The sequence below is a fragment of the Frankia sp. AvcI1 genome (assembly GCF_001420875.1).
Taxonomy (GTDB): domain Bacteria; phylum Actinomycetota; class Actinomycetes; order Frankiales; family Frankiaceae; genus Frankia; species Frankia alni.
Genome location: NZ_LJFZ01000003.1, coordinates 317,953 through 343,814, shown reverse-complemented (window position 1 = coordinate 343,814; position 25,862 = coordinate 317,953). Strand labels below are relative to the sequence as shown.

General features: G+C 69.8%; 15 protein-coding genes, 3 tRNA genes and 34 pseudogenes. 4 read left to right on the top strand and 48 right to left on the bottom strand.

What is annotated here, in order from left to right; translation table 11 throughout:
• Positions 1–8: 8 nt before the first annotated feature.
• From rpsJ to rpsL, 14 genes and pseudogenes are all read right to left on the bottom strand, one after another.
• On the bottom strand, positions 9–317 hold the full coding sequence (gene rpsJ / locus UK94_RS05230; RefSeq protein ID WP_007514815.1) for a 30S ribosomal protein S10: 309 nt from the start codon (positions 315–317) through the stop codon (positions 9–11).
• A 305-nt stretch (positions 318–622) separates the two neighbouring features.
• A pseudogene (locus UK94_RS40565) lies at positions 623–904 on the bottom strand (elongation factor Tu); the annotation flags it as partial.
• A gap of 1 nt (position 905) precedes the next feature.
• Positions 906–1,011 (bottom strand): annotated as a pseudogene (locus tag UK94_RS40560) (hypothetical protein); the annotation flags it as partial.
• A 1-nt stretch (position 1,012) separates the two neighbouring features.
• The coding region (locus UK94_RS05225) for an elongation factor Tu (RefSeq protein ID WP_235486542.1) at positions 1,013–1,816 on the bottom strand (804 nt) is incomplete at its 3' end.
• A 72-nt stretch (positions 1,817–1,888) separates the two neighbouring features.
• A pseudogene (gene fusA / locus UK94_RS40555) lies at positions 1,889–2,109 on the bottom strand (elongation factor G); the annotation flags it as partial.
• Position 2,110: 1 nt separating this feature from the next.
• A pseudogene (locus UK94_RS40550) lies at positions 2,111–2,238 on the bottom strand (hypothetical protein); the annotation flags it as partial.
• 1 nt (position 2,239) lies between these two features.
• Positions 2,240–2,839: pseudogene (fusA, locus tag UK94_RS40545) on the bottom strand (elongation factor G); the annotation flags it as partial.
• A gap of 1 nt (position 2,840) precedes the next feature.
• Positions 2,841–2,888, bottom strand: a pseudogene (locus UK94_RS40540) (hypothetical protein); the annotation flags it as partial.
• 1 nt (position 2,889) lies between these two features.
• A pseudogene (fusA, locus tag UK94_RS40535) lies at positions 2,890–3,404 on the bottom strand (elongation factor G); the annotation flags it as partial.
• Position 3,405: 1 nt separating this feature from the next.
• Positions 3,406–3,702, bottom strand: a pseudogene (locus UK94_RS40530) (GTP-binding protein); the annotation flags it as partial.
• 1 nt (position 3,703) lies between these two features.
• Positions 3,704–3,816: pseudogene (locus UK94_RS40525) on the bottom strand (GTP-binding protein); the annotation flags it as partial.
• A gap of 23 nt (positions 3,817–3,839) precedes the next feature.
• A partial coding sequence (locus UK94_RS40515; RefSeq protein ID WP_235486594.1) for a GTP-binding protein occupies positions 3,840–3,985 on the bottom strand: 146 nt, incomplete at its 3' end.
• Positions 3,986–3,991: 6 nt separating this feature from the next.
• Positions 3,992–4,462 (bottom strand): 30S ribosomal protein S7, encoded by a 471-nt coding sequence (gene rpsG, locus UK94_RS05215; protein WP_011602298.1) that lies wholly within the window; start codon positions 4,460–4,462, stop codon positions 3,992–3,994.
• 53 nt (positions 4,463–4,515) lie between these two features.
• Positions 4,516–4,836: 30S ribosomal protein S12 (gene rpsL / locus UK94_RS05210; protein WP_235486540.1), on the bottom strand; the 321-nt coding region annotated here is incomplete at its 3' end.
• A gap of 771 nt (positions 4,837–5,607) precedes the next feature.
• Here rpsL and mug point away from each other — a divergent pair.
• Complete coding sequence (gene mug / locus UK94_RS05205) at positions 5,608–6,198, top strand: G/U mismatch-specific DNA glycosylase (RefSeq protein WP_055748964.1); 591 nt, start codon at positions 5,608–5,610, stop codon at positions 6,196–6,198.
• 13 nt (positions 6,199–6,211) lie between these two features.
• Here mug and UK94_RS05200 read toward each other — a convergent pair whose 3' ends face one another.
• The 29 genes and pseudogenes from UK94_RS05200 to UK94_RS05155 all read right to left on the bottom strand — a co-directional run bounded on the left by UK94_RS05200 (position 6,212) and on the right by UK94_RS05155 (position 20,118).
• Positions 6,212–7,123: an RNA pseudouridine synthase gene (locus UK94_RS05200; RefSeq protein WP_011602296.1), complete on the bottom strand. Its 912-nt coding sequence runs from the start codon at positions 7,121–7,123 to the stop codon at positions 6,212–6,214.
• Positions 7,124–7,345: 222 nt separating this feature from the next.
• A pseudogene (locus UK94_RS40510) lies at positions 7,346–7,701 on the bottom strand (hypothetical protein); the annotation flags it as partial.
• A 1-nt stretch (position 7,702) separates the two neighbouring features.
• A pseudogene (locus UK94_RS40505) lies at positions 7,703–7,800 on the bottom strand (hypothetical protein); the annotation flags it as partial.
• Between the two features lies 1 nt (position 7,801).
• A pseudogene (locus UK94_RS40500) lies at positions 7,802–8,030 on the bottom strand (hypothetical protein); the annotation flags it as partial.
• 20 nt (positions 8,031–8,050) lie between these two features.
• A pseudogene (locus tag UK94_RS40490) lies at positions 8,051–8,332 on the bottom strand (hypothetical protein); the annotation flags it as partial.
• A gap of 1 nt (position 8,333) precedes the next feature.
• A pseudogene (locus UK94_RS40485) lies at positions 8,334–9,898 on the bottom strand (DNA-directed RNA polymerase subunit beta'); the annotation flags it as partial.
• Between the two features lies 1 nt (position 9,899).
• A pseudogene (locus tag UK94_RS40480) lies at positions 9,900–9,949 on the bottom strand (hypothetical protein); the annotation flags it as partial.
• Between the two features lies 1 nt (position 9,950).
• Positions 9,951–10,205: pseudogene (locus UK94_RS40475) on the bottom strand (hypothetical protein); the annotation flags it as partial.
• Between the two features lies 1 nt (position 10,206).
• A pseudogene (locus UK94_RS40470) lies at positions 10,207–10,867 on the bottom strand (DNA-directed RNA polymerase subunit beta'); the annotation flags it as partial.
• 1 nt (position 10,868) lies between these two features.
• A pseudogene (locus UK94_RS40465) lies at positions 10,869–10,943 on the bottom strand (hypothetical protein); the annotation flags it as partial.
• A 15-nt stretch (positions 10,944–10,958) separates the two neighbouring features.
• Positions 10,959–11,031, bottom strand: a pseudogene (locus tag UK94_RS40455) (hypothetical protein); the annotation flags it as partial.
• Between the two features lies 1 nt (position 11,032).
• A partial coding sequence (locus UK94_RS40450) for a hypothetical protein (RefSeq protein WP_235486536.1) occupies positions 11,033–11,236 on the bottom strand: 204 nt, incomplete at its 3' end.
• A gap of 105 nt (positions 11,237–11,341) precedes the next feature.
• Positions 11,342–12,112 (bottom strand): annotated as a pseudogene (locus UK94_RS40445) (DNA-directed RNA polymerase subunit beta); the annotation flags it as partial.
• A 1-nt stretch (position 12,113) separates the two neighbouring features.
• Positions 12,114–12,724, bottom strand: a pseudogene (locus tag UK94_RS40440) (DNA-directed RNA polymerase subunit beta); the annotation flags it as partial.
• A gap of 31 nt (positions 12,725–12,755) precedes the next feature.
• Positions 12,756–13,319: pseudogene (locus UK94_RS40430) on the bottom strand (DNA-directed RNA polymerase subunit beta); the annotation flags it as partial.
• A gap of 1 nt (position 13,320) precedes the next feature.
• A pseudogene (locus UK94_RS40425) lies at positions 13,321–13,866 on the bottom strand (DNA-directed RNA polymerase subunit beta); the annotation flags it as partial.
• A 1-nt stretch (position 13,867) separates the two neighbouring features.
• Positions 13,868–13,913: pseudogene (locus tag UK94_RS40420) on the bottom strand (hypothetical protein); the annotation flags it as partial.
• A gap of 1 nt (position 13,914) precedes the next feature.
• Positions 13,915–13,964 (bottom strand): annotated as a pseudogene (locus UK94_RS40415) (hypothetical protein); the annotation flags it as partial.
• Position 13,965: 1 nt separating this feature from the next.
• Positions 13,966–14,767: pseudogene (locus UK94_RS40410) on the bottom strand (DNA-directed RNA polymerase subunit beta); the annotation flags it as partial.
• Between the two features lie 974 nt (positions 14,768–15,741).
• On the bottom strand, positions 15,742–16,134 hold the full coding sequence (rplL, locus tag UK94_RS05185) for a 50S ribosomal protein L7/L12 (protein WP_009740537.1): 393 nt from the start codon (positions 16,132–16,134) through the stop codon (positions 15,742–15,744).
• A 176-nt stretch (positions 16,135–16,310) separates the two neighbouring features.
• Positions 16,311–16,863, bottom strand: a pseudogene (gene rplJ / locus UK94_RS05180) (50S ribosomal protein L10); the annotation flags it as partial.
• 613 nt (positions 16,864–17,476) lie between these two features.
• Positions 17,477–18,080: 50S ribosomal protein L1 (rplA, locus tag UK94_RS05175; protein ID WP_235486533.1), on the bottom strand; the 604-nt coding region annotated here is incomplete at its 3' end.
• Between the two features lie 128 nt (positions 18,081–18,208).
• A pseudogene (locus tag UK94_RS40405) lies at positions 18,209–18,275 on the bottom strand (50S ribosomal protein L11); the annotation flags it as partial.
• Between the two features lies 1 nt (position 18,276).
• Positions 18,277–18,496: pseudogene (locus UK94_RS40400) on the bottom strand (50S ribosomal protein L11); the annotation flags it as partial.
• Between the two features lies 1 nt (position 18,497).
• Positions 18,498–18,618: pseudogene (locus UK94_RS40395) on the bottom strand (50S ribosomal protein L11); the annotation flags it as partial.
• 60 nt (positions 18,619–18,678) lie between these two features.
• Positions 18,679–18,883, bottom strand: a pseudogene (locus tag UK94_RS40390) (transcription termination/antitermination factor NusG); the annotation flags it as partial.
• Position 18,884: 1 nt separating this feature from the next.
• A pseudogene (locus tag UK94_RS05165) lies at positions 18,885–19,522 on the bottom strand (transcription termination/antitermination NusG family protein); the annotation flags it as partial.
• A 211-nt stretch (positions 19,523–19,733) separates the two neighbouring features.
• Positions 19,734–19,997 (bottom strand): preprotein translocase subunit SecE, encoded by a 264-nt coding sequence (gene secE / locus UK94_RS72860; protein ID WP_041938847.1) that lies wholly within the window; start codon positions 19,995–19,997, stop codon positions 19,734–19,736.
• 48 nt (positions 19,998–20,045) lie between these two features.
• Positions 20,046–20,118: transfer RNA gene (locus UK94_RS05155), tRNA-Trp, on the bottom strand.
• Positions 20,119–20,522: 404 nt separating this feature from the next.
• Here UK94_RS05155 and UK94_RS05150 point away from each other — a divergent pair.
• Positions 20,523–21,503, top strand: a pseudogene (locus UK94_RS05150) (pyridoxal phosphate-dependent aminotransferase); the annotation flags it as partial.
• Position 21,504: 1 nt separating this feature from the next.
• On the top strand, positions 21,505–21,731 hold a 227-nt coding region (locus UK94_RS40380; RefSeq protein WP_235486531.1), incomplete at its 5' end, for an aminotransferase class I/II-fold pyridoxal phosphate-dependent enzyme.
• 37 nt (positions 21,732–21,768) lie between these two features.
• On the opposite strand, the pseudogene UK94_RS05145 reads toward UK94_RS40380, so the two are convergent.
• From UK94_RS05145 to UK94_RS05125, 5 genes and pseudogenes are all read right to left on the bottom strand, one after another.
• Positions 21,769–22,100, bottom strand: a pseudogene (locus UK94_RS05145) (MaoC/PaaZ C-terminal domain-containing protein); the annotation flags it as partial.
• A 190-nt stretch (positions 22,101–22,290) separates the two neighbouring features.
• Entirely contained in the window at positions 22,291–22,749 is a 459-nt protein-coding gene (locus UK94_RS05140) for a MaoC family dehydratase N-terminal domain-containing protein (RefSeq protein ID WP_055748963.1), read from the bottom strand.
• A gap of 344 nt (positions 22,750–23,093) precedes the next feature.
• Positions 23,094–23,258 carry a 50S ribosomal protein L33 gene (rpmG, locus tag UK94_RS05135; RefSeq protein WP_009740545.1) on the bottom strand — a complete coding sequence of 55 codons (165 nt, stop codon included), beginning with the start codon at positions 23,256–23,258 and terminating at the stop codon, positions 23,094–23,096.
• 97 nt (positions 23,259–23,355) lie between these two features.
• A tRNA-Met gene (locus UK94_RS05130) sits at positions 23,356–23,429 on the bottom strand.
• Positions 23,430–23,530: 101 nt separating this feature from the next.
• Positions 23,531–23,606: transfer RNA gene (locus UK94_RS05125), tRNA-Thr, on the bottom strand.
• Positions 23,607–24,207: 601 nt separating this feature from the next.
• On the opposite strand from UK94_RS05125, the gene UK94_RS05120 reads away from it, so the two are divergent.
• Entirely contained in the window at positions 24,208–25,683 is a 1,476-nt protein-coding gene (locus UK94_RS05120) for a GH25 family lysozyme (RefSeq protein WP_235486529.1), read from the top strand.
• The last annotated feature ends 179 nt before the right edge of the window (positions 25,684–25,862 follow it).

Genomic DNA, 25,862 nt, shown 5'->3' with positions numbered 1-25,862 from the left:
GGCCCCTCTTACAGCTTGATCTCGATGTCGACACCGGCGGGGAGGTCGAGCCGCATCAGCGAGTCGACCGTCTTCGGCGTCGGGTCAAGGATGTCGATCAGCCGCTTGTGCGTCCGCATCTCGAAGTGCTCGCGGCTGTCCTTGTACTTGTGCGGCGACCGGATGACGCAGTAGATGTTCTTCTCCGTCGGCAGCGGCACCGGTCCCGCGACCTGCGCACCCGTCCGGGTCACCGTCTCGACGATCTTCCGCGCCGAGCTGTCGATGACCTCGTGGTCATAGGCCTTGAGCCGAATGCGGATCTTCTGTGCCGCCATGGTGGGCTTCGCCTGTCCTGTCTGTCTCGTCCGGCCGGTACCGCTACCGGGTCACCGCCCGTAGATCCACGCCTCCGCCGGTGGCGTGAGGCCCGTGCCCCGCCGCCGGCGGAGGGAATCTGCCGGTTACCGCTGTCTCGTGCCGGCCCCGCGTCGATCGATCGACGCTCGGGCCGGATTACCTGCCACGTCGGCAGCCGGGTGGCACCGGCAGCCGGGCCGCCCGGGCGGTGAGGGCAATCGCGCCGCCCGGGCAGCAATGTGGGCGGTGGGCCCGGGGGATCCGGACCCACCGCCCACCGCTACTACTTGAGAACCTTCGTGACCTGGCCCGCGCCGACGGTCCGGCCACCCTCGCGGATGGCGAAGCGCAGACCCTCCTCCATGGCGATCGGCTGGATGAGCTCGACCGTCATCTCGGTGTTGTCGCCCGGCATGACCATCTCCGTGCCCTCGGGGAGGGTCACGACGCCGGTCACGTCAGTGGTGCGGAAGTAGAACTGCGGCCGGTAGTTCTTGAAGAACGGCGTGTGGCGACCGCCCTCGTCCTTGTTCAGGATGTAGACGCGCGCCTCGAACACGGTGTGNGGGGTGATCGTCTTCGGCTTGACGATGACCTGGCCGCGCTCGACGTCCTCGCGCTTGATGCCACGAAGGAGCAGGCCCACGTTGTCGCCGGCACGCCCCTCGTCGANCAGCTTGCGGAACATCTCGACGCCGGTGACGGTCGTCGTGGTGGTCTCCGGCTTGATGCCGACGATCTCCACGGTCTCGTTGACCTTGACGATTCCACGCTCGACGCGGCCGGTGACGACCGTGCCACGACCGGTGATCGTGAAGACGTCCTCGATCGGCATGAGGAACGGCCGGTCGATGTCACGCTGCGGCTCGGGGATCGAGTCGTCGACCGCGGCCATGAGCTCGAGGAGCTTGGCGCCCCACTCCTTGTCGCCCTCCAGCGCCTTGAGCGCGGAGACGCGGATGACCGGGACGTCGTCACCCGGGAACTCGTACGAGCTGAGCAGCTCGCGGACCTCGAGCTCGACGAGCTCCAGGATCTCCTCGTCGTCGACCATGTCGGCCTTGTTCAGCGCGACGACGATGTAGGGCACGCCGACCTGACGCGCGAGGAGCACGTGCTCCTTCGTCTGCGGCATCGGGCCGTCGGTCGCGGACACCACCAGGATCGCCCCGTCCATCTGGGCGGCACCGGTGATCATGTTCTTGATGTAGTCCGCGTGCCCGGGGCAGTCGACGTGCGCGTAGTGCCGCTTGTCGGTCTGGTACTCGACGTGCGCGATCGAGATCGTGATGCCGCGGGCCTTCTCCTCCGGCGCCTTGTCGATCTGGTCGAACGGCGTGAAGGGGTTGAGGTCCGGGTGCGCGTCGTGCAGGACCTTGGTGATCGCCGCGGTCAGCGTGGTCTTGCCATGGTCGATGTGACCGATGGTGCCGATATTGACGTGCGGCTTCGTCCGCTCGAACTTCTGCTTCGCCACGGGTGTCCCTCCAAGGACGGGTGGTGTCGTGCTGTGTAGTCAGGTCGGGAGGCGTTCACGCCACGGGGGCGGTCACTCCCCCCTCGCCTTGGCGATGATCTCCTTGGCGACGTTCCCGGGAACCTCGGCGTAGGAGTCGAACTGCATCGAGTAGCTGGCCCGGCCGGACGTCTTGGACCGCAGGTCGCCGACGTAGCCGAACATCTCCGACAGCGGCACCTGCGCCCGCACGATCCGGGAACCGCCGCGCTCCTCCATCGCCTGGATCTGTCCGCGGCGGGAGTTCAGGTCGCNGATGACGTCGCCCATGTGGTCCTCGGGCGTGGTGACCTCGACGGCCATCAGCGGCTCGAGAAGCACGGGATCGGCCTTGCGAGCCGCGTCCTTGAACGCCATCGAGCCGGCGATCTTGAAGGCGAGCTNGGACGAGTCCACGTCGTGGTACTGACCGTCCAGGAGGGTGACCTTGACGTCGACCAGCGGGTAGCCGGCGAGCACGCCGAACTCCATGGCCTCCTGGCAGCCGGCATCGACGGACGGGATGTACTCCCGGGGGATGCGACCGCCGGTGACCTTGTTCTCGAACTCGTAGCCGCCGCCGTCGCCGCCGGAGGGCTCCAGGTTGATGATCACTCGGGCGTACTGGCCGGACCCACCCGTCTGCTTCTTGTGGGTGTAGTCGACCTTCTCCACCTTGCGGCGGATCGTCTCCCGGTAGGCCACCTGCGGCTTGCCGACGTTGGCCTCGACGCCGTACTCGCGACGCATGCGGTCGACCAGCACGTCGAGGTGCAGCTCGCCCATGCCGGCGATGATCGTCTGGCCGGTCTCCTCGTCGGTGCGGACCTGGAAGGTCGGGTCCTCCTCGGCGAGCCGCTGGATGGCGGTGCCCAGCTTCTGCTGGTCGGCCTTCGTCTTCGGCTCGATCGCGACGTGGATGACCGGCGCCGGGAACGTCATCGACTCCAGGATCACCGGCGCGTTCGGGTCGCAGAGCGTGTCACCGGTGGTGGTGTTCTTCAGNCCCACCACGGCGACGATCTGCCCCGCACCGACGCCGTCCCGGTCCTCCNGGTGGTTGGCGTGCATCTGCAGGATGCGCCCGATGCGCTCCTTGCGGTCCTTCGTCGAGTTCAGCACCGGCGAGCCGCCGGTGAGCCTGCCCGAGTACACCCGGATGTAGGTCAGCTTGCCGACGTACGGGTCGCTCATAATCTTGAAGGCAAGCGCCGAGAACGGCTCGTCCTCGCTGGGCTCGCGGCGGACCTCGGCGTCCTCGTCGCTGACCGAGTGACCGATGGTGGCGCCGATGTCCAGCGGGTTCGGCAGGAAGTCGACGACCGCGTCGAGCATGGGCTGGACGCCCTTGTTCTTGAACGCGGAGCCACACAGCACCGGGTTGATCTTGCTGGCGAGGGTGCCGCGCCGCAGACCGGCCATGAGCTGCTCCTCGGAGGGCTCCTCACCCTCGAGGTAGAGCTCCATGAGCTCGTCGTCGTTCTCCGCGACCGTCTCCAGGAGCTTGTCGCGCCATTCCTGCGCGGCCTCCAGGTGGTCCCGAGGAATGTCGACGACCTCGTAGGAGGCGNCCTTGTCCTCGGACTTCCAGAGCAGGCCCTTCATCCGGATCAGGTCGATGACGCCGCGGAAGTCCGACTCCACGCCCCAGGGGAGCTGGATGACGGCGGGCGTCGCGTCGAGCCGCTCGACCATCATGTCCACGCAGCGGTGGAACTCCGCGCCGACCCGGTCCATCTTGTTGACGAAGGCGATCCGCGGCACGTTGTACCGGTCGGCCTGCTTCCAGACCGTCTCGCTCTGCGGCTCGACGCCGGCGACGGCGTCGAACACCGCCACGGCGCCGTCGAGGACGCGCAGCGACCGCTNGACCTCAACCGTGAAGTCGACGTGGCCGGGCGTGTCGATGATGTTGATGGTGTGGTCGCGCCAGATACAGGTGGTGGCCGCGGAGGTGATGGTGATCCCCCGCTCCTGCTCCTNCTCCATCCAGTCCATCGTCGCNCCGCCCTCGTGGACCTCACCGATCTTGTAGTTCACACCGGTGTAGAAGAGGATGCGCTCGGTCGTGGTGGTCTTGCCCGCGTCGATGTGGGCCATGATCCCGATGTTGCGGGTACTGGCCAGCGAGGAAGGTGCGTCAGATGGCATGTCGAGCTACCAGCGGTAGTGGGCGAAGGCCTTGTTGGACTCCGCCATCTTGTGGGTGTCCTCCCGGCGCTTCACGCTCGCGCCGAGGCCGTTGCTCGCGTCGATGAGCTCGTTCATCAGCCGCTCGGTCATCGTCTTCTCACGACGAGCCCGGGAGTAGCCGACGATCCAGCGCAGAGCGAGGGTCGTGCTGCGGCCGGCGCGAACCTCGACCGGCACCTGGTAGGTGGCGCCACCGACCCGGCGGCTGCGCACCTCCAGCGTGGGCTTGACGTTGTCGAGCGCCCGCTTGAGCGTGACGACCGGGTCGTTGCCGGTCTTGTTCTTCGCGCCTTCCAGCGCGCCGTACACGATGCGCTCCGCGACCGACTTCTTGCCGCTCATCAGCACCTTGTTCACCAGCGCGGTCACCAGCGCCGACCCGTACACCGGGTCGACGACGACGGCGTGCTTGGGCGCGGGCCCCTTGCGCGGCATCAGCCCTTCTCCTTCTTCGCGCCGTAGNGGCTACGAGCCTGCTTGCGGTTACNGACGCCCTGCGTGTCGAGAGCGCCTCGGACGATCTTGTAGCGAACGCCCGGAAGGTCCTTCACTCGACCGCCGCGAACCAGGACGATCGAGTGCTCCTGCAGGTTGTGGCCGACGCCGGGAATGTAGGCGGTGACCTCGATCCCGCTGTTCAGCCGGACACGCGCGACCTTGCGCAGCGCCGAGTTCGGCTTCTTGGGGGTGGTCGTGTAGACGCGGGTGCACACACCACGACGCTGAGGGCTCCCCTTGAGTGCCGGGGTCTTGGTCTTCTCGACCTTGTCCTGCCGGCCCTTGCGGACCAGCTGCTGGATCGTGGGCAACGCCGCTCCCGTTCCTGTGACGCCTCGTCGTACTGCNTTGGGCAACCAGACCGGTACGCCGGCCTACCTGCTTTCCTTGCGAACCGCACCAGGGCCACCGCGNTGGCCTCGACCGGCTTCTCCGACCCACGCGGTCGGGCGTGTCGCGCCGTTTCGTCCGAAGAGGATCACACATTCGATTGATCCAACTGCGGTGGACAGCGCGCCAACCCGCCCGGCCGCTTCGCGGAACCGAGCCCGACAGTCGCCGACGGACACCCGGGCGGTGACTTTACGTCAGCCTGCCAGGCACCACGGCGCCACATCGAAGTGCAAGACGCACGCCGGAGTCACGTGGACTCCGGCCACAGGAATCAACAGTACTCCACGGCCGCGTCACGTGTCGAACGGGGTATCGGNCGACGTCCGACGCAGACACCGCAGCCCCACAAGCCCATGACCTCGGACGGCGGGCCCGGCCGTCGCACACGACAGCCGCACCGGCGGTCCCGAAACACGCAACTCGCCCAGAACCCGGCACAGCCCGGGATCACACCGGCCCGCGTCGATCGGGCCCACCGGAGCCGACAATCCACTACCCGCATGGCGGGGCGGCCGGACTCCGGCATCAGCACCGAAGGCAGCGAGCCGGAACCCGGGGACCTCGGCGGCATCCCACGGCCCTGGTACACCCACGGCCCTGGTACATCCGCAGCCCTCGTACGACCGCGATCCTGGTCCTGGCACGCTGTACGAGACAGCACGATACCGGCACCGGAGGTCCACGAGGACATGTTTGACGCAGTTGGCTCGCAGCCGCCGGCCGCCCCACCCGCCCGGCCGACCCGGGCCGAGCTGCTCGCCGCCTACGACACCGCGGTTCCCGACCTCCTCGCCCCGCGGACCACCGTGCTGCTGTGCGGGATCAACCCGTCCCTGGAGTCCGGGGCGACCGGCTTCCACTTCGGCACGCCGAGCAACCGCCTGTGGCCCGTCCTGCACCTCGCCGGGTTCACCCCACGCCGGCTGCACCCCAGCGAGACCGCCGAGCTGACCAGCCGCGGCATCAGCCTCACCAACCTGGTCAACCGGTCCACCGCCCGCGCCGACGAGATCGGCGACGACGAGGTCCGGGCCGGCGTCGACCGGCTCACCGGGCTCGTCGAGCGGATCTCGCCGCACTGGGTGGCCTTCCTCGGCCTGGCCGCCTACCGGGTCGGCTTCGGCCGGCGCCGGGCGCAGGTCGGTCGCCAGCCGGAGACCCTGGGTCAGGCGGGCGTCTGGCTGCTGCCCAACCCGAGCGGTCTGAACGCCCACTACCAGCTACCCGACCTGGTCCGGGTGTACGGCGAGCTCCGCGAGGCGGCGTACCCCGACCGATGATCGCTCGGCCTCGTCACTGGCGTCGAGCGTCGTCGAGCAGGTCTGCGGGCGGCCGGTCACCGATGGGGGCGAGGAAGTCGGCGTCGGGGGGCGCCTCGACCTCGACGCGCGCGCCGCCGGCCCAGGCGGCGTCGAAGGCCAGCCGCCAGGAGTGCAGGAAGGCGCGGGTCTGCGGCGCCTTGACGAACAGTGGGTCGCCCGCGATCGGATGGCCGATCCAGGCCAGGTGCACGCGGATCTGGTGGCGCCGCCCGGTCTGCGGCGTCGCGGCGAGCAGGGTGTGCTCGCCGCCCTCCCAGATCCGGACGAACGTCGTGACCGAGGGATAGGTCCGCACGTGGCCGAAGACCGCCTCGGGCGGAACGGACCAGTGCCCCTCGTCCGCCACTGCGCCCGCACCGACCAGGTTGCCGGCCGCGACCACTCCGCCCGCTGCGAGCGCGTGGTCGGACGCGGCCAGGTCGCCGGACGCAGTTGGGTCGCCGGACGCGGTTGGGTCGCCGGACGCGGTTGGGTCGCCGGATGGGAGCAGGGTGATGTCGGCGCGGTTCGCGGCCACCCGGACCCGGCTCTTGCGGCCGACGCTGAGCGGCAGGTCGATGGTCCCCGCCGCCGGCAGGCCGCGGGTTCGGGTCAGCGCAAGGTAGCACTTGCCGACCGTGCGCCGCTGGAACTGCCTGGTCAGGTCGCCGTGGTAGCGCAGCTCCCGGGCGAACAGCACGATCCCCGAGGTCACCTTGTCGATCCGGTGCACGGGGAACAGCTCCTCGCCGGCGTCGGCGGCCAGGCGCACGAGGTCGGTGTCGTGGCGCTCCCCCATCACCGAGATGCCGACGGGCTTGTCGAGCGCCAGGACCGCCTCGTCCTCGTAGATCGCGTGCAGCCGCCGGATGTCGGCCCAGTCCGCCGCGAGTTCCCCACCCATTGATCACCTACCGTCGTCTCCGGCCAGGCCGGTCCCGACCTCCCTGCTTGTCCGGAGGCCTCCGCGCCCGAAATATCCCTCTGGACAAGCAGGGGGAACCGACCGGCACCCGCCCGGACCCGGCGCGGCACCGGGCGGAGAACGCCGCCGGCCCGGCGCCCCCGAGCGGGGGGCACCGGGCCGGCGGGATCGGCTCAGCGGTTCCGGATCAGCGGTTCCGGGTCAGCGGAAGTCGCCCGAGCTGCGGTAGTCGAACTCGTCCAGCGGGACGGCCTGGCCGGAGCCGGTGCCGAACGCGCCGTACTCCACGCTGCCGCCGTCCTCGTACGCGCCGACGGAGTACATCGCCGCGCGCGCCTCCTCGGTCGGCTCGACCCGGATGTTGCGGTACCGGGAGATGCCGGTGCCGGCCGGGATGAGCTTACCGATGATGACGTTCTCCTTGAGGCCGACGAGCGAGTCCGACCGGGCGTTGATCGCCGCGTCGGTGAGCACTCGGGTCGTCTCCTGGAAGGAGGCCGCCGACAGCCACGACTCGGTGGCCAGCGACGCCTTGGTGATCCCCATCAGCACCGGACNAGCCGAGGCCGGCTGGCCGCCGGACTCGACCACCCGGCGGTTCTCCGACTCGAACCGGGCCCGCTCGCACAGCTCGCCGGGCAGCAGGTTGGTCTCGCNGGACTCCAGCACGTTCACCCGCTTGAGCATCTGGCGGATGATGATCTCGATGTGCTTGTCGTGGATCGACACGCCCTGCGACCGGTACACCTCCTGGACCTGGTCGACCAGGTGGAGCTGGACCTGGCGCGGGCCGAGGATGCGCAGCACCTCGTGCGGGTCGACGGCACCGTCGACGATCTGGTTGCCGACCTCGATGCGGTCGCCCTCGCGGACCCGCAGGCGCGAGNGCCGCGAGACCGGGTAGGNGATCTCCTCGCTGCCGTCGTCCGGCACCACCACGACCTTGAAGGTCTTCTCGGTCTCCTCGATCTTCACCCGACCGGAGACCTCGGTGATGGGCGCCTTGCCCTTCGGGCTACGGGCCTCGAACAGCTCGACGACACGCGGCAGACCCTGGGTGATGTCGTCACCGGCGACGCCACCGCTGTGGAAGGTACGCATCGTGAGCTGGGTACCCGGCTCGCCGATGGACTGCGCGGCGACGATCCCGACGGCCTCGCCGACGTCGACCAGCTTGCCGGTGGCCAGNGAACGCCCGTAGCACTGGGCGCACACCCCCATCCGGGACTCGCAGGTCAGCGCCGAACGCACCCGGACCGACTCGATGCCGGCCTCGATGATCTGGCCGATCGCCACGTCCCCGGCGTCGGTGCCGGCGGGCACGATGATCTCACCGTGCTCGTCGACGGCGTCGGAGGCCAGCGTCCGCGCGTACGCCGAGGTCTCGGCGTAGCGGTCGCGCACGAGCACGCCGTCGGCGCCGCGCCGGGCGATCCGGGTCAGGATGCCGCGCTCGGTGCCGCAGTCCTCCTCGCGGACGATGACGTCCTGGCTGACGTCGACGAGCCGGCGGGTCAGGTAGCCGGAGTCGGCGGTCCGCAGGGCGGTGTCGGCGAGACCCTTACGGGCACCGTGGGTCGAGATGAAGTACTCGAGCACGGTGAGGCCCTCGCGGAAGTTCGCCTTGATCGGCCGCGGGATGATCTCGCCCTTCGGGTTGGAGACCAGGCCACGCATGCCGGCGAGCTGCCGGATCTGCATCATGTTTCCGGCGGCTCCGGAGTTGACCAGCACGTAGACCGGGTTGGTCTGCGGGAAGTTCTTCTCCATCGCCTCGGCGATCTTGTTGGTCGCCTCGGTCCAGATCTGCACCAGCTCGCTGCGGCGCTCCTCGTCGGACAGGAAGCCGCGGTCGAACTGCTTCTGCACCCGGTCGGCCCGCTGCTCGTAGTCGTCGAGGATCTCGGCCTTGTTCGGCGGCGCGACGACGTCCTCGATCGCGACGGTGACCCCGGACCGGGTGGCCCAGTAGAAACCGGCGCTCTTCAGCGCGTCCAGGGTCGCCGCGACCTGGATCTTCGGGTACCGCTCGGCCAGGTCGTTGACGATCGCGGCCTGGGCCTTCTTGTTGAGCTGGGCGTTGATGAAGGGGTAGCCCTCCGGCAGCGCCTCGTTGAGCAGGCAGCGGCCGAACGTGGTCTCCAGGGTGAACACGTCCCCAGTGACCCAGTCGGCCGGCGGCACCCAGTCCGACGGCGGGGTGGTGTCGCGCAGCCGGACGCTGATCCGCGCCTGCAGCGCGATCTCGCGGGCGTCGAAGGCCATCTGCGCCTCGGCGACCGACGAGAACGCCCGCCCCTCCCCGACGGCGCCCTCGGCCAGCGTCGACAGGTGGAACACCCCGGTGACCATGTCGAGGCTGGGCATCGCCAGCGGTCGACCGGACGCCGGCGAGAGGATGTTGTTGCTCGACAGCATCAGGATCCGCGCCTCGGCCTGCGCCTCGGCGGACAGCGGCAGGTGCACCGCCATCTGGTCGCCGTCGAAGTCGGCGTTGAACGCCGTGCAGACCAGCGGGTGGATCTGGATGGCCTTGCCCTCGACCAGCTGCGGCTCGAAGGCCTGGATGCCGAGGCGGTGCAGGGTCGGCGCCCGGTTGAGCAGCACCGGGTGCTCGGTGATGACCTCCTCGAGCACGTCCCAGACGACCGGGCGGGCCCGCTCCACCATCCGCTTCGCCGACTTGATGTTCTGCGCGTGGTTGAGGTCCACCAGGCGCTTCATCACGAACGGCTTGAACAGCTCCAGCGCCATNTGCTTGGGCAGACCGCACTGGTGCAGCTTGAGCTGCGGACCGACGACGATNACCGACCGGCCGGAGTAGTCGACCCGCTTGCCGAGCAGGTTCTGGCGGAACCGGCCCTGCTTGCCCTTGAGCATGTCGGACAGCGACTTCAACGGACGGTTACCCGGGCCGGTGACCGGCCGGCCGCGGCGGCCGTTGTCGAACAGCGCGTCGACGGCCTCCTGCAGCATCCGCTTCTCGTTGTTGACGATGATCTCGGGCGCGCCGAGGTCGAGCAGCCGCTTGAGGCGGTTGTTCCGGTTGATCACCCGGCGGNACAGGTCGTTGAGGTCGGAGGTGGCGAACCGGCCACCGTCGAGCTGCACCATCGGCCGCAGGTCCGGCGGGATCACCGGAACGCAGTCGAGCACCATCCCCATCGGGGAGTTGCGGGTGTTCAGGAACGCCGAGACGACCTTGAGCCGCTTGAGCGCGCGGGCCTTCTTCTGCCCCTTGCCGCTGCGGATGGTCTCGCGCAGCGACTCGGCCTCCGCGGCCAGGTCGAAGTCGGCGAGCCGCCGCTGCAGCGCCTCGGCGCCCATGCCGCCGTCGAAGTACTGGCCGAACCGGTCGCGCAGCTCGCGGTAGAGCAGCTCGTCCGGCTCCAGGTCCTGGACCTTCATGTTCTTGAAGCGGTCGAACACCCGGTCCAGATCGTCGATCTTGCGCTGCGCGCGGTCGCGGATCTGGCGCATCTCGCGCTCGGCCGACTCGCGGACCTTGCGCCGCGCGTCGCCCTTGGCGCCCTCGGCCTCGAGCTGCGCGAGGTCGGTCTCGAGCCGCTTCTGCCGAGTCTCGACGTCGGCGTTCTTCTTGTCCTCGAGCTGCTGCTTCTCGACGCCCATGCGGGCCTCGAGGGTGGGCAGGTCGCGGTGGCGCGCCTCGGCGTCGACCTTGGTGATCATGTAGGCGGCGAAGTAGATGACCTTCTCGAGGTCNTTCGGCGCCAGGTCCAGCAGGTAGCCGAGCCGGCTCGGAACACCCTTGAAGTACCAGATGTGGGTGACCGGGGCGNCCAGCTCGATGTGNCCCATGCGCTCACGGCGCACCTTGGCGCGGGTGACCTCGACGCCACAGCGCTCGCAGATGATGCCCTTGAACCNGACCCGCTTGTACTTGCCGCAGTAGCACTCCCAGTCCCGGGTCGGACCGAAGATCTTCTCGCAGAAGAGCCCGTCCTTCTCCGGCTTCAGGGTGCGGTAGTTGATCGTCTCCGGCTTCTTGACCTCACCGTGCGACCACTGACGGATGTCGTCCGCGGTGGCAAGACCGATGCGCAGTTCGTCGAAGAAGTTGACGTCCAGCAAGACTGTCGCCTGCTCTCTCTTTCTCGGTCGGGACGCTGGAGTCGGATGGACCGCCGGGGGTCGGCCGCCGCCTCACGGCGCGCGGTTCGGGCCCCCGGCGCCCGCTCAGACCTCCTCGACGCTGCTCGGCTCCCGCCGGGACAGGTCGATCCCGAGTTCCTCCGCCGCACGGAAGACGTCCTCGTCGGTGTCACGCATCTCGATCTGCACACCGTCGCTGGAGAGGACCTCGACGTTGAGGCACAGCGACTGCATCTCCTTGATGAGCACCTTGAACGACTCCGGGATGCCGGGCTCCGGAATGTTCTCGCCCTTGACGATCGCCTCGTAGACCTTGACCCGGCCCACGACGTCGTCGGACTTGATGGTCAACAGCTCCTGGAGGGCGTAGGCGGCGCCGTACGCCTCCAGCGCCCACACCTCCATCTCACCGAACCGCTGGCCACCGAACTGCGCCTTACCACCCAGGGGCTGCTGGGTGATCATCGAGTAGGGGCCGGTCGACCGAGCGTGGATCTTGTCGTCGACCAGGTGCAGCAGCTTGAGGATGTAGATGTAGCCGACCGCCACCGGGTAGGGGTAGGGCTCGCCGGTGCGGCCGTCGAACAGCGTGGCCTTGCCGGAGGAGCCGATGAGCTGGACCCCGTCCCGGTTCGGGAGGGTGGAGTCGAGCAGACCGGTGATCTCCTCCTCGCGGGCGCCGTCGAAGACCGGGGTGGCCACGTTGGTCCCGGGGGTGGACGAGTCCGCCCCGATCCCGCGCAGCCGCTCCTTCCAGTCCTCGGTGCCGGCGTCCACCTGCCAGCCGGTCTTGGCCACCCACCCGAGGTGGGTCTCCAGGATCTGGCCGATGTTCATCCGGCGCGGGACGCCGTGNGGGTTGAGCACGATGTCGACCGGAGTGCCGTCCTCGAGGAACGGCATGTCCTCCTGCGGGAGGATCTTGGCGATGACACCCTTGTTGCCGTGCCGACCGGCGAGCTTGTCGCCGTCGGTGATCTTCCGCTTCTGGGCGACGTAGACCCGGACCAGCTCGTTGACGCCGGGCGGGAGTTCGTCGCCGTCCTCGCGGGAGAACACCCGGACGCCGATCACCTTGCCGGACTCGCCGTGCGGCACCTTCAGCGAGGTGTCGCGGACCTCCCGGGCCTTCTCCCCGAAGATCGCCCGCAGCAGCCGCTCCTCGGGGGTCAGCTCGGTCTCGCCCTTCGGGGTGACCTTGCCGACCAGGACGTCGCCGGGCGAGACCTCGGCACCGATCCGGATGATCCCGCGCTCGTCGAGATCGGCGAGGACCTCCTCGGCGACGTTGGGGATGTCGCGGGTGATCTCCTCCGGGCCGAGCTTGGTGTCCCGGGCGTCGACCTCGTGCTCCTCGATGTGGATCGAGGACAGCACGTCGTCCTGCACGAGGCGCTGCGACAGGATGATCGCGTCCTCGTAGTTGTGCCCCTCCCACGGCATGAAGGCGACCAGCAGGTTCTTGCCNAGCGCCATCTCGCCGTTGTCGGTGCACGGNCCGTCCGCGATGACCTGGCCGGCCTCGACCCGGTCCCCCTCGAACACGATCGGCTTCTGGTTGATGCAGGTGCCCTGGTTCGACCGGCGGAACTTCGCCAGCCGGTAGGTGCGCCGGGTGCCGTCGTCGTGCATGACGGTGATGTAGTCCGCCGAGAGGTCCTCGACGACGCCGGCCTGGACGCAGACGACCACGTCGCCGGCGTCCTTGGCCGCGCGGGCCTCCATCCCGGTGCCGACCAGCGGCGCCTCGGAGCGCAGCAGCGGCACCGACTGGCGCTGCATGTTGGAGCCCATGAGCGCGCGGTTGGCGTCGTCGTGCTCGAGGAACGGGATCATGGCCGTGGCCACGGACACCATCTGCCGCGGCGAGACGTCCATGTAGTCGACCTCGTCCGGCGGGATGAACTCGACCTCACCGCCCTTGCGGCGGACCAGGACGCGGTCCTCGGCGAACGTGCCGTCGGGGCTCAGCGGCGTGTTGGCCTGCGCCTTGACGTGCCGGTCCTCCTCGTCCGCGGTGAGGTAGTCGATCTGGTCGGTGACCCGGCCGTTGACGACCTTGNGGTACGGCGTCTCGACGAAGCCGAACGGGTTGACCCGCGCGAACGTCGACAGCGAGCCGATCAGGCCGATGTTCGGGCCTTCCGGCGTCTCGATCGGGCACATCCGGCCGTAGTGGCTGGGGTGCACGTCGCGGACCTCGAAGCCGGCCCGCTCCCGGGACAGACCGCCGGGGCCCAGCGCCGACAGGCGGCGCTTGTGGGTCAGGCCGGCCAGCGGGTTCGTCTGGTCCATGAACTGCGACAGCTGGCTGGTGCCGAAGAACTCCTTGATGGAGGCGACGACCGGCCGGATGTTGATCAGGGTCTGCGGCGTGATCGCCTCGACGTCCTGGGTGGTCATCCGCTCGCGGACGACCCGCTCCATCCGGGCCAGGCCCAGCCGGACCTGGTTCTGGATCAGTTCGCCGACCGTGCGCAGCCGCCGGTTGCCGAAGTGGTCGATGTCGTCGACCTCGTACTCGGCCGGGTCGGCGCCCGCGTGCAGCTTGACGACGTACTCGATCGTGCGCACGATGTCATCCTCGGTGAGGACGCCGACGTCGTGGGNGATCTCCAGCGTGAGCTTCTTGTTCACCTTGTAGCGGCCGACCTTCNCCAGGTCGTAGCGCTTGGGGTTGAAGAAGAGGTTCTCCAGCAGGGTCTGCNCCGACTCCCGCGTCGGCGGCTCGCCCGGGCGCAGCTTGCGGTAGATGTCCAGCAGCGCGTCGTCCTGGCTGGCCGTGTGGTCCTTCTCCAGGGTGATGCGCATCGACGGGAAGTCGCCGAACCGCTCCAGGATGCGCGCCTCGTCCCAGCCCAGCGCCTTGAGCAGGACCGTCACCGACTGACGACGCTTGCGGTCGATGCGGACCCCGACGGTGTCCCGCTTGTCGATCTCGAACTCGAGCCAGGCCCCGCGCGACGGGATCACCTTGCAGGAGTACAGGTCCTTGTCCGACGCCTTGTCCAGGCTGCGTTCGAAGTACACGCCGGGCGACCGGACGAGCTGGCTGACCACCACACGCTCGGTCCCGTTGATGACGAAGGTGCCCTTGGGCGTCATGAGCGGGAAGTCGCCCATGAAGACCGTCTGGCTCTTGATCTCACCGGTGGTGTTGTTGGTGAACTCGGCCGTGACGAACAGCGGGGCCGAGAAGGTCATGTCCTTGTCCTTGCACTCCTCCACGGAGTACTTGGGGGGCTCGAACCGGTGGTCCCGGAAGGACAGGGACATGGAGCCGGAGAAGTCCTCGATCGGGGAGATCTCCTCGAAGACCTCCTCCAGACCGGAGGTGATCGGAACATCGTCCCGGCCCGAGTCGATGGCCTCCTGAACCCGCTCCGCCCAGGCGTCACTACCGATCAGCCAATCGAAGGACTGCGTCTGAAGAGCAAGGAGATCCGGGACCTCGAGGGGCTCGATGATCTTAGCGAACGAGATGCGGGAGGAAGAGCGCGAGGCGGCCAAGGTGGTCCTTCCGGGTGGCCTGATCGTCGGGCTGGCGTCGCGGACGTCAAGGATCCGTCGGGGGGTGGTCAGGTGATCAGTGTCTCGCTACGGTTGTCGGGAACAGCGACGGGGGGTGCCCCGCCGGTGAGAGGATGACCGCGAGGCGCATCGGTGCGGCGGTGCCGGGAGTCCCGGCGGCCGGTCGCGCGGTCGGAGTCGGCCCTCGTCCCGCAGCAGGTCCGCCGATCCAGAGTCCGTCGGTCCGCGGAACCGCAAAAATCCGTCGCGGCAGGCGTTCGGCTGACTGCGGGCACGCCAAAGCGCCGTCGCGGCGCAAGCGCGCGGCGACGCCGGTGTCCGCTGAGAACAACGGGTCGGTGCACGGGCAAAGGTCTGCTCAGAGTCCTCGGTGTGGCTGCCATACAGCCGTGCCACGCACCNNCACGGCCAGCGCGCCTTCACGTCGAACCGGAACCCACCGCGTACGCAGCCCCGACACCATGGTCGGGACCGCCCGGCGGCGCGTACCGGACCCCCACAGAGAGCCCGACCTCACCGGAGAACCGGTGTCGGCGGAGCCGATGCGACGAAAAGGGCAGCGCAAACTAGCAGTGTAGCCGAAGGGCACACCGCTGGCAAGGACGTGCGTGGCAGGACCACGCGGGGGGAACGTAGAGCACCGCATCTGCTTCCCGACGAGCGTTCGCGACATGATGGAACTCCGATCTACAGGGGCCGTCAACCCCCTTCGGAAAACGTCACGAACGACCCGACCTGCCCATCCGCTTACGTTGCAGCGTGTCTCGGCGATTCGCCAGGCACAGACGCCGCGTGCCGGGACACCTCGGAGGTGCCCCGGCACGCGGGATGCGCCGCGGCCGCGTCGAGCGGCCGCACCGGTCCGCGGCGGCGGCGAAACGCCGCCCGGACCGGACCCGGAAGACGGGCGATGGTGCAAGATGGTGCTTGAGGGTGCTGGGACGGTGACCGAGTTACTTGACGGTGACCGACGCGCCGGCGCCCTCGAGGGCCGCCTTGGCCTTGTCTGCGGCCTCCTTGGCGACCTTCTCCAGGACGGGCTTGGGCGCCCCGTCGACGAGGTCCTTGGCCTCCTTCAGCCCGAGGCTGGTCAGCGCCCGAACCTCCTTGATGACCTGGATCTTCTTGTCGCCGACGGACTCGAGGATGACGTCGAACTCGTCCTGCTCCTCGGCGGCCGGAGCCTCGCCGCCCGCCCCGCCGGCGGCCGGCGCCGCGGCCACGGCGACGGGCGCCGCGGCGGTCACGCCGAAGGTCTCCTCGAACTGCTTCACGAACTCCGAGAGCTCCAGCAGGGTCAGTTCCTTGAACGCGTCGAGCAGCTCTTCGGTCGACAGCTTCGCCATGATGGCGGTTCCTTCCTCGTCATGGGCGATGATCTCGGCCGGCCGGATGGGCGACCGGTGATCGGGGTGGCTCGTGCATGGTGCCGGCCGGGCGCGGTGGCCCGTCCGGCGCGGGATGCTCCGCCGGTCCGACGGACACCGGAGCGGCGACCGTCATCCCGCGGCGGCGCGGGCGGTTACTCCGCGGGGGCCTCGGCGGCCTCGGCGGCCTCGGTGGCCTCCGCGGCCGGCGTCTCGGCGGCGGACTGGCTCGCCCGCTGCTCGCGCAGCGCCTCGGCCAGCCGGGCGACCTGCGACAGCGGGGCGGCGAACAGGCCGACCGCGCCGGACAGCGAACCCTTCATCGCGCCGGCGAGCTTCGCCAGCAGGATCTCGCGGGACTCCAGATCCGCCAGCTTGCGGATCTCGTCGGCCGTCATCGCCTTGCCCTCGACGACGCCGCCCTTGACCACGAGGGCCGGGTTGGCGCGGGCGAAGTCGCGCAGGCCCTTGGCCGCCTCGACCGGGTCGCCGGTGACGAAGGCGACGGCGGTCGGGCCGACGAACAGGTCGTCGAGCCCGGTGACGCCGGCCTGCTCAGCCGCGATCTTGGTCAGCGTGTTCTTGACCACCGCGTAACGCGCGCCCTCGCCGAGGGTGCGCCGCAGCTCGGTGAGCTGGCTCACCGTCAGACCGCGGTACTCCGTGAGGACCGCGGCGGTCGCGCCACGGAACTCCTCGGCGATCTCCNCCACCGCGGCGGTCTTCTCAGGTTTCGCCATGGGGCTCCTTCGGGGTGTCGGCCGGTCATCCGTTCAACCCCGGGAGACGACGAACGCCCCGGCGCAGGCGCACGGGGCGTGAAGAGCGGCATCGAGCGGGGAGGACGGCGCACCTGCGCCGACCGCCTCGGAACTGCCACGGTCCTTGGCATCCGTCACCTGCGCGGGCCGCCCGGGGAAGTCGGGCCTTCGGCCGTCGCTACGTCCGGGCGGGATCTCCCCCACCTGGGCGACGACGGCGACCAGCGGTCTTCGGNGTGAAACGTGAAACGTGTTCGAACAAAGTGTACGCGACGATCTCGCCTACACGGTCACCGGCCTGGCCGCTCTACCCGGCCCTTCCAGCGGGACGCAACGGACACGCACACCGCTGGAAGGGCAGGGAAGCAGGAGGACGGACAGCCGGCACAAGCACCCGCGCCCACGCGGGCGTCGTGTGCACGGTCCGGAGCCACCCGCGAGGGCGGGTCAGGCAGGAACGCTCTCTTCGAGCAGGTTGCGCGTGCGGTTCGGGTCGACCGGGATGCNCGGGCCCATCGTGGTGGCGAAGGTGACCTTCTTCAGGTAACGNCCCTTCGCCNCCGAGGGCTTCACCCGGACGATCTCGTCCAGGGCGGCCGTGTAGTTCTCGATGAGCTGGGCGTCGGTGAAGTTCGTCTTCCCGATGACGATGTGCAGGTTGCCCTGCTTGTCCACCCGGAAGTTGATCTTTCCGCCCTTGATGTCGGCGACGGCCTTGCCGATGTCCAGCGTCACGGTGCCGGTCTTCGGGTTCGGCATCAGCCCGCGGGGACCGAGGATGCGGGCGATCCGCCCGACCTTGGCCATCTGGTCCGGCGTCGCCACCGTCGCGTCGAAGTCCAGGAAGCCCTCCTGGATGCGGGCGACCAGGTCGTCGCTGCCGACGATGTCGGCGCCGGCGGCGGTGGCCTCGGCAGCCTTCTCACCGGCGGCGAAGACGGCGACGCGCGGCGACTTGCCGGTGCCGTGCGGCAGGTTGACGGTGCCGCGGACCATCTGGTCGGCCTTGCGCGGGTCGACCCCGAGGCGGATCGCGACCTCGACGGTCGCGTCGTACTTCGTGGTCGAGGTCTCCTGGGCGAGCCGGACGGCGTCCAGCGGGCTGTACAGGTTCTCGGGGTTGATCTTCTCGGCGGCGGCCCGGTAGGCCTTGCTGCGCTTCATGCTGTCTCCTCGTGGTGCCGGCGGACGCCTCGGCGCGGCTCNCCGCGGCGCGGATCTCGTCCGGGCCGCGCAAGCTCGCACCGATCGCCCTCCCACGGCGTCGGTTCGGTGTGGCGAGGTGCGGAGGGCTAGTCGCCGACCGTGATCCCCATCGAGCGGGCGGTCCCCGCGATGATCTTCTCGGCCGCCTCGATCNTCGTGGCGTTGAGGTCGGGGAGCTTGGTCTGGGCGATCTCGCGCACCTGGGCCGGGGTCAGCTTGGCGACCTTGTCCCGGTGCGGGGTCCCGCTGCCCTTCTCGACGCCCGCGGCCTTGAGGATGAGCCGCGCGGCCGGCGGGGTCTTCGTGACGAAGGTGAACGAGCGGTCCTCGTACACGGTGATCTCGACCGGCACGACGTTGCCGGCCTGCGACTCNGTCGCGGCGTTGTACTGCTTGCAGAACTCCATGATGTTCACGCCGTGCTGACCCAGCGCGGGGCCGACCGGCGGCGCCGGCGTGGCCTTGCCGGCGTTGATCTGGAGCTTGATGATCGCGGNGATCTTCTTTTTCTTGGGCGGCATGTGCTCGTCTTCCTACCGGAGTTCCACGGACCGAATCAGATCTTCGCGACCTGATTGAACTGCAGCTCGACGGGCGTCTCCCGACCGAAGATCGAGACCAGCACCTTCAGCCGCTGGGCGTCGAGGTTGATCTCGCTGATGGTCGCCGGAAGCGTGGCGAAGGGGCCGTCCATGACGGTGACCGACTCCCCGACCTCGAACTCCTGGACCCGGACGGTCTCGACCTTCTTCTCCTTCGGCNCCGCCGGGGCGAGGATGGACAGGACTTCCTCGCGCCGCAGCGGTGAGGGCCGGTTGGTGAGCCCCACGAACCCGGTCACACCCGGCGTGTTTCGGACCGCGGACCAGGACTGGTCCGTCAGGTCCATCCGGACGTAGATGTAACCCGGGTACTTCTTCTGCTGGACCAGCTGCCTCTTGCCGTTCTTGACCACCGGGACCTCCTCGGTGGGCACCTCGATCTGGAAGATGTAGTCCTCCATGTTGAGGCTGGAGATACGGGTCTCGAGGTTGGTCTTGACCTTGTTCTCATATCCCGCGTACGAGTGCACGACGTACCACTCGCCCGGCGCGTCCTCGATGGCGCGACGCAGATCGTCGTCGTCATCGGTGTCGTCGGCCGCGGCGACCGCGGCGACCGCGGGCTCGACGGCCGCAGGCTCGACGGCCGCGGCGGATTCGTCCTGCGCGGTGGGCGCGGAGCCCGGGTCGGTCACGGAACCGGCCTCATCGGCCTCGCTGGTGGCGGTGGCCTCGGCACTCGACTCGTCATCGGCGTCGTCGGAGTCGGCGTGGGGGTCGTCGAGGTCGGCGCCGGCGTCCGTACTCGCCACCTCGTCGTGCTCGAACGCCGCGAGGAGATCGAGACGGGCGAGGGCCNCCCCCTGCTCGGAGGAGGCGTGCTCGGGCGACTGGGACACGCGGACGTTCCTTCTCTCGTGGACGCTTCTGCTGCTGTGGACTCCGCGGAGCGGGCGCTGCGCGGGCGTGGTGCCGAACGGGCGGCAGCCGACCGACCGGCGCACCGGCATCGATCACCCGCCCGGACCCGTCCGTCCGTACTGCCCGACCCCGCCGGCTGACGGGCCCGTCAGCCGAAGATCGCGAGGACCGCCTTCGTGAGCCCGAAGTCGAGACTAGCCACGAAGGCCGTCATCACGCTGACGAACACGAGCACGACCAGCACGTAGGTGATCAGCTCGCTCCGGCCGGGGTAGACGACCTTCCGGAGCTCCGCCATGACCTCGCGGATGAACCGGAGGATCTTGTGGATGAACTGAAGCGGTCGACCCCGACCCGCGGCACGCGTCGCCCGCTTGGGACGCGGTGCCGCGTCACGGGTATCGGTCGCCACTCAACTCCACCCAACTCCGTCGCCGAACCAGCCAACTGTCGAACAGCGCAGGGGCGACAGGACTCGAACCTGCAACCGCCGGTTTTGGAGACCGGTGCTCTACCAATTGAGCCACGCCCCTTGGACACGCCCGGATCCCCGCGACCGCATCGAACCCACACGCTGCGCTTCTGCACCATAGCGCACAGTCCAGCCTGTGAGCCGGTTACCGGAATGGGTACCCGAGCGGATCGAGCATACCCCTTCATCGCCCCNACTCCGCCGCGGACCGTGCGCGGGCACCGCCGAACACGGCCCCCGGGGCCCGGAGAGCACCCTCCGGACACTGTCCACAGTCCCTTCGGACACCGTCCACAGTCCCCCGGAACATCGTCCGCGGGACCCTCGCGGCAACGTCCACAGGACCCACGGCACGCCGTCCNCAGGACCCGCGGGACAGGGTCCACCGGCCACCCCGGAACCGGTCCGCACGGACGCCGGATCCCGGCCGCCTGCGTACGACGCCCGTCCGGACGCCATGGCAGCATGGGCACTATGAGCAGGATCTCAAGCCGCATCGGCGGCATCGCCCCGTCCGCGACGCTGGCCGTCGACGCCACCGCGAAGGCGATGCGCGCCGCGGGCCAGGACGTGGTCGGCTTCGGCGCCGGCGAGCCGGACTTCGCGACTCCGGACCACATCGTCGCCGCCGCGGAGAAGGCATGCCGCGAGCCCCGCATGCACCGCTACACCCCGGCGGGCGGTCTGCCGGAGCTGCGGCAGGCCATCGCCGAGAAGACGGCCCGGGACTCCGGCGTCACCGTCTCCGCGGGCCAGGTCCTGGTGACCAACGGCGGCAAGCAGGCCGTCTACGAGGCCTTCGCGACGCTGCTCGACCCGGGTGACGAGGTGCTGCTGCCGGCGCCGTACTGGACCACCTACCCCGAGTCCATCCGCCTGGCCGGTGGTGTGCCGGTCGACGTCGTCACCGGGCCGGAGGCCGGCTACCGGGTGACCGTCGAGCAGCTCGAGGCGGCCCGCACCGAGCGCACCAAGGTGCTGCTGTTCAACTCGCCGTCGAACCCGACCGGCGCCGTGCACACGCCGGAGGAGGTCCGCGAGATCGGTCGCTGGGCCGAGCAGGCCGGCATCTGGGTGCTCGCCGACGAGATCTACGAGCACCTCGTCTACGGCGAGGCGCGGTTCGCCTCGATCCTGACCCAGGTGCCGGAGCTGGCCGAGCGCTGCGTCATCGTCAACGGCGTCGCGAAGACCTACGCGATGACGGGCTGGCGGGTCGGCTGGCTGATCGGGCCGACGGACGTCGTCTCCGCGGCGGCGAACCTGCAGTCGCACGCCACCTCGAACGTCGCCAACGTCTCCCAGGCCGCGGCGCTCGCCGCCGTCGCCGGGCCCCTCGACGCCGTCGCCGAGATGCGCACCGCCTTCGATCGCCGCCGGCTGACGATGCACCGCATGCTCACCGAGACCCCGGGAGTGACCTGCCCGCTGCCCGAGGGCGCGTTCNACTGCTACCCCTCCCTGCAGGGCGCGCTCGGGCGCAGCCTTCGCGGCCGGACGCCCACGACCAGCGCCGAGCTGTGCCAGCTCATCCTGGAGGAGGCCGGGGTCGCCATCGTCCCCGGTGAGGCGTTCGGCACCCCCGGCTTCGCCCGGCTGTCCTACGCGCTCAGCGACGAGGACCTGGTCAAGGGCGTGAGCCGGCTGTCCGCCCTGCTCAGCGAGGCTGCCTGAACGACCCTGGGCTGAGCCAGCCAGCCAGCCAGCCGGCTCAGCCCAGCCGGACGGTGGCCCGCGCGGCCATCAGTACCTTCTCGCCGCCACACCGGGTGGTGAGGTTCACGACCACCCGGTTGTCGTCGAGCTTCTTCTCGACGACGCCGCGCACCGACACCGAGGCGCCGTCGTCGTCGTCCGGTACCACCACCGGTGCGGAGAACTTCACCCCGACCTCGAGGACGGCGCCCGGGTCCCCGGCCCAGTCGGTGACGAGCCGGGTGGCCGTCGCCATCGTCAGCATCCCGTGCGCGAGCACGCCGGGCAGGCCCGCGTCCGCGGCGGCCCGCTCGCTCCAGTGGATGGGATTGAAGTCCCCGGATGCTCNCGCGTAGCGGACGAGATCGACCCGTCGCAGCGGGAACANCCGTTCCGGCAGCTCGGTGCCGACCTCGACGTCGTCATAGCCGACGGTCGCCGTCATCGTCGTTCTCCCCAGGGTGAGGCACTCCCGACAGCGTCGGGGGTGCGGCCGGACCGGCGGCCCGGTTCCCACCGGGCGTCAGGGCACGTGCGCTTACGCCCGTGGCGGTGCCGTGCCGCGGGAGACCAGGGTGCACGTGCCGACCGCGACCTCCTCGCCACTCGTGGCGGTGTAACGGTAGGTGGTGACGAGCACCTCGTTGCGGCCCACCGCGCGGATGGCGGTCAGCGTCGAGGTGGTGATCAGCTCGTCGCCCGCCAACACCGGCCGGCGCAGGACGAAGCGCTGCTCACCGTGCACGACCAGGGCATAGTCCAGCCCGAGCGCCGGATCGTCGGTGGGCAGCCCCAGGGCTCCGGGAATCGCGGTGATCAGAAACGTCGGCGGCGCGACGAGATCGGGGTGCCCGGCCGCCTTGGCCGCCTCCACGTCGTGGTAAAGCGGGTTGTCGTCCCCGATCGCCCGGGCGAACTGCCGGATCTGCTCGCGTCCGACCTGGAAGGGGACGGGCGAGACGAAACTCCGTCCCACGAAGTCCTGGTTCAGCGACATCAAGGCTCCGATCTCGACGGCCACGGCAGGGCCGAATGCCATGGCACACCTGGCCGCGGCGCGTCGGGCCGGACGGGCCGCGACGGGAAGCATCCCACCACGAACCTCATGAGCCGGCCCATCGACGGACGGGTCGATGTGTCCTAGCTATCACGCCGGCGCCCCGGGCTTCGGTCCGCCGTCCCCAGGCCTGCGACGAGAGTCGACCCGCCCCGGACGGGGCGGCCTAGACGCAAACAACCGGCCAGGATGCTCCCTGGCCGGTTGTGATCGCATGCTGGCTCGCGTGACCCGCGCACGTCAGGCGGACGGCGGCGTGGCCGCCACGGCGACGCCGGGCATCGTCAGCGGGTCTCGCGGTGCTCCGTGTGCTTGCCGCAGTTCGGGCAGAACTTCTTCAGCTCGAGGCGGTCCGGGTCGTTGCGCCGGTTCTTGCGGGTGATGTAGTTCCGGTGCTTACACACCTGGCACGCCATCGTGATCTTCGGGCGGACGTCAGTGGCGGCCACGGCGTGATGCCTCTTCCTGAGTCGGGTGCTGAACTGATCGGGCGACGCGGCAGGCCGCGAGCCCCTACAGGGGTCACGGCGCGCCGCTCCCCGATAGTAGCGGTGGCCGGACTTGAACCGGCGACACAGCGATTATGAGCCGCTTGCTCTGCCAGACTGAGCTACACCGCCAGGATGGTCTCCAGGATGCCCGGAGACCCGACCACAAGCCTACCCGGGAGAACCGGCGGAACCGCCCATCCCGGACACGAACCTGCCCGAGGACCGGAACGTGGAGCCCCTTTACGGAATCGAACCGTAGACCTTCTCCTTACCATGGAGACGCTCTGCCGACTGAGCTAAAGGGGCGCGAGGTCGCGGTGCTCAGATTACACGACGCTGAGCGTGGTTGGGGAGGCACCCCCGTCCACTTCGTCCCCGATCATGACGGGACCCCCGGACCTGCCCGTCGGCGGCGACGATCCGCCGCCGGATGCGCGGAACATCCCCATAGCCAGTCTTGCCCCCGGGCACGCCGGCACGCCCGACCCGGCGGCCGTTCCGACCGGAAGATGCGCAGATTGCCGGCGGGAGCAACTGTCCGTAGTGAATAACTCGGACTCCCCTACCTTTGATAGCTGTAAGCAATTCCTTGAATGCTTAGCGTGTGGCACACCCGTTGGTGCGCCCGCCTGGCGCGNCCAACCGGCTCACGAGCCTCCCCGACCGTCGCCTCCCGAGCATCCGAGGGTTGCCCATGCGTTCCACGCATCGTCCTGGCCGGTATCCGACTACCCGCGGCACCGGCGGCGACGCCGGCCCGGTCGGCATCCCGATCCGGCCCGGCACCCCCTTGCCACCCGGCACGATGTTCCCTCCACCAGACCGGTTCCCTCCACTTGACCGGTTCCCGCCACCCGACCGGTTCCCGCCACCCGAGTGGTTGCCCTCACCCGAACGACTCGCGGCGGTGGCTGGCCAGACCCCTGGCCACGTGCCGCCTCGCGCCCCGAACCCACGACGGATCCGCGCATCGGACCTCACCCCGCCGCACCGGGCGGACGCCGACTGCCTGCCGCGCCACCGGGGCCTGCCGGCCCGGTCGGCGCTGCCGATCCCACTGCCCCGGCGACTGCTCAGCATCGCCGCGCTCACCGCCGCCGCGCTGACCATGTCCGGCACCACCGGCGTGGCCCAGGGGGCGGCCCCCTCGCCGCTGTGGCCACGCGGGATCGACGTGGCCTCGTGGCAGCATCCGGGTGGCGGACCGATCGACTGGACCGCGGCTCGCGCCTCCGGCGTCAGCTTTGTGATCATCAAGGCCACCGAGGGGACGAACTACACCAACCCGTTCTTCGTGACCGACCGCGACGCCGCCACCAGGGCCGGACTGGTGGTCGGCGCCTACCACTACGCGCGCCCGGCGCAGCCGCTGTCGACCGCCGTGGACCAGGCGCGGCACTTCATCGCCGTCAGCGGGCTGACGCGCACGGCCGGCCATCTCGCGCCCGTGCTGGACCTGGAGGACACCGGCGGACTCGACCCCAGGGCACTCGCGGCCTGGACCCGGGCGTTCCTGGAGGAGGTCGAGTCGGCGACAGGACGGGCTCCCATCCTCTACACCTACCGGTCGTTCTGGACCGGGAAGGTCGCGGACACCCATGACTTCGCGAAGTACCCGTTCTGGTTCGCGATCTACAACAACCAGGCGACCCCCGGCTGGCTACCCGGCGGCTGGCCGAACTGGGCACTGTGGCAGTACACCTCCGGCGGCACCGTGCCCGGGATCACCGGCAACGTGGACATGAACGTGCTGTGCTGCACGTCGACCGCGCTCGCCGCCCAGGCGGACGGCACCCGCAGCGAGATCGAGAAGTGGTACGCGGCCGGCGGGCCGACCCAGGCCGCGCTCGGCGCCAAGGTCGGGGTCGAGAATCCCGCGGGCGGCGGGGGCCGCTGGCAGCAGTACGCGAGCGGCCTGGCCTTCTGGTCCGTCGCCACCGGGGTGCACGGGCTGTACGGCCCGATCTCGACGAAGTACCTCGGCATCGGCGGGTCGAACAGCTTCCTGCGACGCCCGGTGAGCGACATCGAGATCGCCAGCGCGCCCGGCGCCCAGCAGGCCCGGTTCCAGGGCGGTTGGATCTACTGGCATCCCCTGACCGGCGCGCACGAGGTCCACGGCCGCATCCTGCAGACCTACCTGTCCCTCGGCGGCACGGCGTCCGGCCTCGGCCTGCCCACGACCGACGAGTACTCGGTGCCGGGCGGACGAGAGAGCACCTTCCAGCACGGCCGGCTGCGCTGGGACGCCGCGACGAACAAGGTCACGACGCTGCCAGCCGCCCCGACCGACGGGGTACCGCCGGCCGGCCCGACCAACGGGGTGCCGCCGGCCGCCCCGACCGACGGGGTGCCGCCGGCCGCCTCGGCCGAAAGGGGGTGACGTCGGGGCGGGGCGGGTATCGCACCTAAGCGGCGGACGGTAGTTGTCTGGCTACCGGATGCACACCGGACCGCATGGTGCCGGTATCGAGCCGCCGCGACCACGAGGTCGCGCCCAGCCTGTCCCGGTGGCCCTCTCGTCGAGGGCATGGCGGTTCACCGGTCGGGCGAGGCGTCGGC